The organism is Desulfuromonadales bacterium, from assembly GCA_035620395.1.
Taxonomy (GTDB): domain Bacteria; phylum Desulfobacterota; class Desulfuromonadia; order Desulfuromonadales; family DASPGW01; genus DASPGW01.
Genome location: DASPGW010000167.1, coordinates 1 through 7,120, shown reverse-complemented (window position 1 = coordinate 7,120; position 7,120 = coordinate 1). Strand labels below are relative to the sequence as shown.

At 65.8% G+C, this 7,120-nt stretch carries 9 protein-coding genes; 7 read left to right on the top strand and 2 right to left on the bottom strand.

The genetic code is table 11. The features are described from left to right. Together VD811_08915 and ilvA are read right to left on the bottom strand one after the other, a co-directional pair. On the bottom strand, positions 1 to 479 hold a 479-nt coding region (locus VD811_08915; GenBank protein HXV21093.1), incomplete at its 3' end, for a hypothetical protein. Beyond that, on the bottom strand, positions 460 to 1,668 hold the full coding sequence (gene ilvA / locus VD811_08910) for a threonine ammonia-lyase (protein HXV21092.1): 1,209 nt from the start codon (positions 1,666 to 1,668) through the stop codon (positions 460 to 462). The genes ilvA and VD811_08915, both read right to left, overlap by 20 nt. A 121-nt stretch (positions 1,669 to 1,789) precedes the next feature. Between ilvA and VD811_08905 the strand changes: the two genes are divergently transcribed. The 7 genes from VD811_08905 to VD811_08875 all read left to right on the top strand — a co-directional run. Beyond that, a complete protein-coding gene (locus tag VD811_08905) occupies positions 1,790 to 2,383 on the top strand; it encodes an HD domain-containing protein (protein HXV21091.1) in 594 nt (197 codons plus the stop codon). A 124-nt stretch (positions 2,384 to 2,507) separates the two neighbouring features. Next, positions 2,508 to 3,185, top strand: coding sequence for a protein TolQ (gene tolQ / locus VD811_08900; protein HXV21090.1), 678 nt, complete (start codon positions 2,508 to 2,510; stop codon positions 3,183 to 3,185). Beyond that, positions 3,185 to 3,607 (top strand): protein TolR, encoded by a 423-nt coding sequence (gene tolR, locus VD811_08895; GenBank protein ID HXV21089.1) that lies wholly within the window; start codon positions 3,185 to 3,187, stop codon positions 3,605 to 3,607. The genes tolQ and tolR overlap by 1 nt, the downstream gene beginning before the upstream one ends. A 40-nt stretch (positions 3,608 to 3,647) precedes the next feature. Then, the gene (locus tag VD811_08890; GenBank protein HXV21088.1) at positions 3,648 to 4,490 is read left to right on the top strand and encodes a TonB C-terminal domain-containing protein; all 843 of its coding nucleotides are present in this window, start codon (positions 3,648 to 3,650) and stop codon (positions 4,488 to 4,490) included. Between the two features lie 4 nt (positions 4,491 to 4,494). Next, the gene (tolB, locus tag VD811_08885; protein HXV21087.1) at positions 4,495 to 5,787 is read left to right on the top strand and encodes a Tol-Pal system beta propeller repeat protein TolB; all 1,293 of its coding nucleotides are present in this window, start codon (positions 4,495 to 4,497) and stop codon (positions 5,785 to 5,787) included. A gap of 138 nt (positions 5,788 to 5,925) precedes the next feature. After that, complete coding sequence (gene pal, locus VD811_08880; GenBank protein HXV21086.1) at positions 5,926 to 6,486, top strand: peptidoglycan-associated lipoprotein Pal; 561 nt, start codon at positions 5,926 to 5,928, stop codon at positions 6,484 to 6,486. 29 nt (positions 6,487 to 6,515) lie between these two features. Continuing rightward, positions 6,516 to 7,120 (top strand): hypothetical protein (locus tag VD811_08875; protein HXV21085.1); only part of this gene is annotated, 605 nt, incomplete at its 3' end.

The following is a 7,120-nucleotide window of genomic DNA, read 5'->3' as shown; positions in this document are numbered from 1 at the left end:
CCGTACCCCTCGAAGTCCGATTTCTCGGCACCGGCCGGAAGCGTTACCAGTATCTTCAGATTGCGGTAAGTGATCAGTTCCCTCTCGACACTTTGCAGCTTCGCCGCCGAGATGTCGGAGCGGTCGATCAGGTGCAGCGGCACCGCCCCGCCGGCAGCATAGGCAGCTGCCGCCTGGTATTCGAAGGGAAGAGCCAGCAGCGTCCGGATGTCGGCGACGGCAGGATGCGCCTGGAGCTTCACCGGTTCGATCGGCAGTTCCCTGGCCAGGCGAACCAAAAGGCGGTCGAGGCGCAGCAACTGCCGGCGGGCGTCTCCCTGTCGGTAGGCGAGGGCTTTCTCGCTCATCTCCAGCGTGATGAGATCGGGGTGCAGGGAGCGCAGCTGCGACTGCAGCCGCTCGGCCCCCCGGGGGTCCCGGTGCACGGTGCCGATCAGGGTCAGGCGAGGCCGCGCTGCTTCAGCGCAGCATTTCTGCACCGTAGCCCTCCTGCTCCAGCCGCTCGAGAATGTGGCAAATGTGCTGCGGGCCGCGGGTTTCCAGCTCCAGGTGCACCTCGGCCCGGCCCAGGGGAAGACCGGCCGTGCGCCGGTCGTGACTGACGTGAAAAATGTTGGCCCCCTCCTGCCCCAGCAGGGCCGCCAGCGCGGCCAGCGAACCGGGCGCGTCGAGCAGTTCGACGCGGATTTTGAGATACCTCCCCTCGGCCATCATCCCCCGTTCCACCACCCGGGCGACCGTCTGCACGTCGATGTTGCCGCCGGAGAGGATGCAGACCGTCTTGCCGCGATGCAGCCGCCGGCGGCCGTAGAGCAGGGCGGCCAGGGTGACCGCTCCGGCCCCCTCGGCCACCAGCTTCGCCTTTTCCAGCAGGCTGACGATCGCCTGGGCGATCTCCTCCTCCTCGACGGTGACGATGTCGTCGACCAGCGCCTCGATGATCGGAAAGGTCTGCTCGCCGAGGCGCTTGACGACGATGCCGTCGGCCAGGGAATGGGCGGCGGCGAGGGTGACGATTTCCCCCTTGCGGCGGGAGAGAAGTGCGGTGGGAGCGCCGGCGGCCTCGACGCCGATGATCCGGATGGCGGGGTTGAGCGTCTTGGCGGCGGTGGCGATGCCGGCGATCAGGCCGCCGCCGCCGATGGGGACGAGCAGGGTTTCGACATCGGGGAGGTCTTCCATGATTTCCAGCCCCACCGTCCCCTGGCCGGCCATGACCAGCGGGTGATCGAAGGCCGGCACGAAGAGCATCCCACGTTCCTTCTCCAGCTGCCTGGCATGCCTGGCGGCGTCGTCGAAGGAGGTGCCGTGCAGCACCACCTCCGCCCCGTATTCCCGGGTCGCCAGAACCTTGGCCAGCGGGGTGTTTTCCGGCATCACGACCAGGGCGGAGATGCCGAACTCGGCGGCGGCGAGGGCCACCCCCTGGGCGTGGTTGCCGGCCGAGGCGGTGATGACGCCGCGTCGCCGGGCTTCCTCGTTCTGGTGGTGGAGGAAGTTGTAGGCGCCGCGAATCTTGAACGAGCCGGTGCGCTGCAGGTTCTCGCACTTGAAGTAGAGGGGCACGCCCACCCGCTGGGAGAAATAGTGGGAATGGATCAGCTCAGTGCGGCGGGCACGGCCGCGGATGGTGTCGGCGGCGGCAGAGATGGCGGCGAGGTCGAGCATGGGCGGGCTCCTTGCGGAGGGTTCTCTGAAAGGATAGCTGTTTCAGGGGGTTTGACAACCTTGCCTTGTACGAAGCGGCCAGCCGCGTTATAAAGGTGTTACCACTGGCGACGGAGCGAGCATGACCGACCTCGAATACGTGGAAAGCGTTTTTTTTCTTCCCGACCCGCTGGCGCGCGTGGCGCGCTTCGAAAGCGACCTCCGCCTGCGAGAAATCCTCCCCGAAGTCTTCGCCCTGGCGGAGGTCCCCCAGCCCCCCGAATACCACCCCGAGGGGGATGCCCTGACCCACACCCTGCTGGCGCTCCGGCATCTTCCCCCCGCACCCGATCGGCGCCTGGCCTGGGCGGCCCTGCTGCACGACGTCGGCAAGGCGCTGACCACCCGGGAGATTCGTGGCCGACTGCGCGCCTATGACCATGATCGCAAGGGGGCCGAGCTGGCCGCCACGATACTCTCCCGCCTGGGGATGGAAGAGCGGACGGCCGCCGACGTGGTCTGGCTGGTGCGTCACCACATGTTCGCCCTCTCCTGGCAGGTGCGGGACGAATACGGCCTGACCCGCAATAAGTGGCGCTTCATCGAGGACCGCCGCTTTTCCATGCTGCTCGACCTGCTGGAGGTCGACGCCCTGGCCTCCGGTGCGCGTCCCGACAAGCTGGGGCAGGTCGATTTCTACCGCCGGGCGCATGCTCGGGCGGTGACCCCCGACTGACCTGGTCATTTCACTGCAAGTCAGCGACAAAAAAAGGCTTTTTCCGATTCCGGTTGACTTGCCAGGCGGGGTTGGCCGATAATCGGCAGCGTTCACCCCAAATCCCACGCAGGGAGGCAGTCTCTTGGAACTCGTTCTCAATGCCGGGCCGGTGGTCAAACTGGTGCTGGCGGTTCTCGTCTACTTTTCGGTGGTCTCCTGGGCCATCATCTTCTACAAGTTCCTCGTCATCCACCGAGCGACCCGCGATTCCGGGCGTTTCCTCGACTTCTTCTGGGCCAAGAAGCGCTTCGACACCATCAGCCTGGGGCTCAAGGACTACGCCCACTCGCCGCTGACCGTCCTCTTCCGCGAGGGCTATCAGGAACTGGTCAAGGGACAGCGCAAGCGCGAGGGGGATGAGGAGCACGCCCACGCCCTGAGCGCCGACCTCGGCGGCAGCGGCAACGTCGGCCGCGCCCTGCGCCGGGCCACCACTTTGGAGATGCACCGCCTGGAGAAATACCTCACCTTCCTCGCCACCACCGGCTCCACCGCTCCCTTCATCGGCCTCTTCGGCACCGTCTGGGGAATCATGGACTCCTTCCACGGCATCGGCAAGACCGGCAGCGCCTCGCTGGCCGTCGTCGCCCCGGGGATCTCCGAGGCCCTGGTCGCCACCGCCATCGGCCTGGTGGCGGCGATCCCGGCGGTGGTCGCCTACAACCACTTCGTCAACAAGGTCAACGTGCTGACCGGCGAGATGGACAACTTCTGCCAGGAGTTTCTCAACATCGTCGAGCGCATGGGGCGGAGGGGGTAGTGGAGGTCGGTCAGCGGGAAACCCGGGGGCGCAGCACCCTCTCCCAGATCAACGTCACCCCCTTCGTCGACGTGATGCTGGTTCTGCTCATCATCTTCATGGTGACCGCGCCGATGATGGAGAAGGGGCTCGACGTCAACCTGCCCGAGGTGGAGAACGCCCCCAACCTCGCCGCCGCCAAGGAGCCGCTGATCGTCACCGTGCACAAGAACGGCAGCATTGCCATCGGCCGCTCCCGCATCGATTCGCCGGCCAAGCTGACGCCGGTGCTGCGCCAGATCCTCGAGGGACGGCAGGAGAAGGAGGTCTTCCTCGAGGCCGACCGGGCCGTCGCTTACGGCGAGGTGGTCAAGGTGATGGCCGCCATCCGCGAGGCGGGCGTGCAGAAGCTCGGCATGGTCGCCGAACAACCCGAGAAGTAGCCCCCGCTTTCCACTGGCGGGGCCTGTCGCGAATCTGCCCATGAGTCACCATCACACCGACCGGCAGCTGGCCGGCTATCATCACGATCCCCGCTTCGGGCGGCTGCTGCTCGCCTCCCTCGGCGTGCACCTGGCCGCCGTCCTGCTCTTTTCGGGCGTGCTGTTCCCCCGCTTTCAGCGCGACCTGCGGCCGGTCTACCATGTCGACCTGGTCAACCTGCCGGTCATGAACCCGCAGGCCGGCCGCCCCGATGCCCGGCCGCCGAAGCCTCAGGCGAAGGCGGCCGCGCCCGAGCCGGTCAAGGCGTCGCCGCCGGCGCCGCCGAAGCCGAAAGCCAAGCCGGAGGCGGTCAAGCTGGCGAAGCCGGAAGCCGCAAAGCCCGCTGCCGTCAAGCCGAAAAAGCCGGAAGCCGCTCAGGTCAAGGCCAGCGAAAAGCCTTCCGCAGCGGATGAAAAAGCTCTCCAGGAAAAGCTTCGCCAGATGCAGGCGCGCCAACAGATCGACGACATGAAGCGGCGTCTTGACGAAATGGCCGCGAAGGACACCCGCCAGGCGGCTATCTCCGGTGCTCCTGCCGGGATGATGGATGGCAAGGGGACGGAAGCCGGCAGCTCCTATGACGCCTGGCTGCACGAATACCTGAAGCAGGCCTGGACCCTCTCCAGGTACCAGGTTTCGCGCCGGGATTTGAAGGCGACGGTCAAGCTGGCTTTCGATGCCCAGGGGAACCTGCTCGACTACAACTTCATCAAAAAGTCCGGCGAAGAACGGTTCGACGACTCGGTCCGCAAGGCCGTACTGCAACTCAAGAAACTTCCCAATCCGCCGGGGAGCCGCATGGAGAAGGATATTGTCTTCAATCTCAAGGACCTGCTGGAGTAAGGCCATGATCCGCAGTTTGCTGTTCACCCTGATCGGCCTGGCCCTCTTCTCGGGGAGCGCCCTGGCCCAGATCGAGATTACCGCCCCGGGCCAGCAGGCCATCCCGCTGGCGGTGACCCGCTTCCTCCCCCTCGACGGGGCGGTGCGTCCGGAAATCGCCGCCGAGGTCGCCGCGGTGCTGCAGTCCGACCTCGACCTCTCCGGCCTCTTCCGCCTGATCGACCCGGCCGCCTTCCTCTCCGATGCCCAAAAGCCCGGCCTCAACAGCACCCAGGTCGACTTTGGCCAGTGGCGGCTGCTCGGCGCCGAGGCGGTAATCAAGGGGGCCTATACGCTCAAGGGTGATCAGCTCACCCTCGAGGCACGCCTTTTCGATACGACCGGCCGGCGCCTGCTCACCGGCCGGCGCTATCTCGGCAAGACGAGCGATGCGCGGCGCATGGCCCATGCCTTCGCCGACGAAGTGCTGAAGAGCCTGACCGGCGAGGCGGGGCCTTTCAGCTCCCGCATCGCCTACATCTCCAACCAGACCGGCCACAAGGAGCTCTACTTGATGGAGGTGGACGGGCACCAGTCGACCCGCGTCACCGACCATCGCTCCATCGTCCTCAATCCTGATTTTTCGCCCGTCGGCAAGGAACTGATCTTCACCTCCTACCGGGCGGGGTTTCCCGACCTCTACCGCAAGGAGATCAATTCCGGCCGCGAGGCGCGCATCTCCCATCGCAAGGGGCTCAACATCGCCGGCCGCTACCGCCCGGACGGCCGGGAAATCGCGCTCACCCTCTCCCAGGACGGCAATTCGGAAATCTACCTGATCGGCACCGACGGCACGCTGCACAAGCGATTGACCAACGACTGGGGTATCGACGTCGACGCCAGCTGGAGCCCGCGGGGGGATGCGATCGCCTTCGTCTCCGATCGCCAGGGCAATCCCCACGTCTTCATCATGGATGTGATCGGGGGCAAGGTGCGGCGCCTGACTGAAGCCGGCAAGTACAACGCCACTCCCGCCTGGAGCCCGAAGGGGGACCGCATTGCCTTCTCCCGTCTGGAGGAGGGGCGGTTCGATATATACACCATCCGGCCCGACGGCAGCGACGAGCGGCGCCTGACCTTCGGCCCGGGGAGCAAGGAACACCCCCGCTGGAGTCCGGACGGCCGGTTTCTCGTCTACTCCTCCGACCAGGGGGGCGCCAAGGCGATCTACCTCATGCGGGCCGACGGCACCGGCGGCCGGCGCATCTCGCCCGCCGGGGGGGCCAGCAGCCACCCGGCCTGGTCCGGCCGCTGGTAAAGGGTTGTTTTTCCCGAAGGCCTTTGTATAATTTAGCCTATTTTATCGTTTCAAGGAGAGGGCACGTTGACCCTGGCGCACAGGGTTGTGAGCATTCCATTGATTCGCCAACCTGAAGACCAGAAAAGGAGAGGAACAATGAAAAAAAACAACATCCTGAGACTGATGGTGACGATTGCCATGGCGGCCCTGCTGGCTGCCGGCTGCGCCAAGAAACCGGCTCCCGAGGTGGTCGCTCCCGCTCCTGCGCCGCCGCCGCCGGCATACGAACAGCCGATGGTTTCCGAAATGCCGCCCCAGCCGGTGCCGGGGCTCCAGGAGCAGGCGGTAGCGGAGATGCCGGTCGCTCCCGAGATGGTCGCCGTTGCCGGCCTGCAACGGATCAATTTCGCCTACGATCAGTACACCCTCAGCGACCAGGCGCGTGAAGTTCTGGCCGGCAATGCCGCCTGGATGAAGGCCAACCCCGGGGCCAGGGTGATCGTCGAGGGGCATTGCGACGAGCGCGGCTCCGACGAGTACAACCTCGCCCTCGGTGAGCGGCGAGCTCTGGCCGCGCAGAACTATCTGGTTTCCCTCGGCATCGCTGCCGGCCGTCTGTCGACCGTCTCCTACGGCGAAGAGCGCCCCCTCGCTCCGGGCAAGGGCGAAACGGCCTGGGCCCAGAACCGCCGGGCCGAATTCAAGGTTGTCAAGTAATGGGTTGGTCTGCGGGAGGTAGGCGCGTCTTGAACAGATGGAAGACAACGGGAATAGTTCTGGTCCTGCTGGGAGTGGTCGCCGGTTGTATTCCAACGCAGCGGGAGCTGCGTATGGAGAGCGACCTGCAGGAGATGAAGCGGCGGCTGGCCGAACTTGAACGCAACGTAGTCAGCATGAAGGATGATCGGCAAGGCAGGGAACGCCTCGATCTCCTCACCCGGCAGCAAGCCGATCTGCAGGCGGGGCTCGACACCCTGCGGGTCGAATTCCAGTCGGTCCAGGGTCGATTTGAGGACATGACGCGGGAGCGAGCCCAATTGGGGGGTGATCTCTCCCTGGTGCGGGACGACCTCTCCCTCAAGGTGACGGCGCTGGAGGACCGGCTGGCCAGGCTGGCGGAGCAGGCCAAGACCCAACCGGCGCCGGCGCCCCCGGCGGAAACGCCCGAGGCCCTCTACGAGCGCGGACTGGAGCTGATCCAGAAGAAGGGGGACTTCGCAGGCGGCCGGCAGCGGCTGCAGGAGTTTCTGCAGCGTTACCCGCAGCACGAGCTGTCGGTCAACGCCATGTACTGGATCGGCGAGGGCTGGTACGGCGAGAGGAAGTACGAGAATGCCATTCTCCAATTCCA

What these genes read in the sequence shown, in the direction of transcription:
- ilvA (HXV21092.1), bottom strand. Translation starts at nt 1,668, where the DNA reads ATGCTCGACCTCGCCGCCATCTCTGCCGCCGCCGACACCATCCGCGGC.
- VD811_08905 (HXV21091.1), top strand. Translation starts at nt 1,790, where the DNA reads ATGACCGACCTCGAATACGTGGAAAGCGTTTTTTTTCTTCCCGACCCG.
- VD811_08890 (HXV21088.1), top strand. Translation starts at nt 3,648, where the DNA reads ATGAGTCACCATCACACCGACCGGCAGCTGGCCGGCTATCATCACGAT.
- tolB (HXV21087.1), top strand. Translation starts at nt 4,495, where the DNA reads ATGATCCGCAGTTTGCTGTTCACCCTGATCGGCCTGGCCCTCTTCTCG.
- pal (HXV21086.1), top strand. Translation starts at nt 5,926, where the DNA reads ATGAAAAAAAACAACATCCTGAGACTGATGGTGACGATTGCCATGGCG.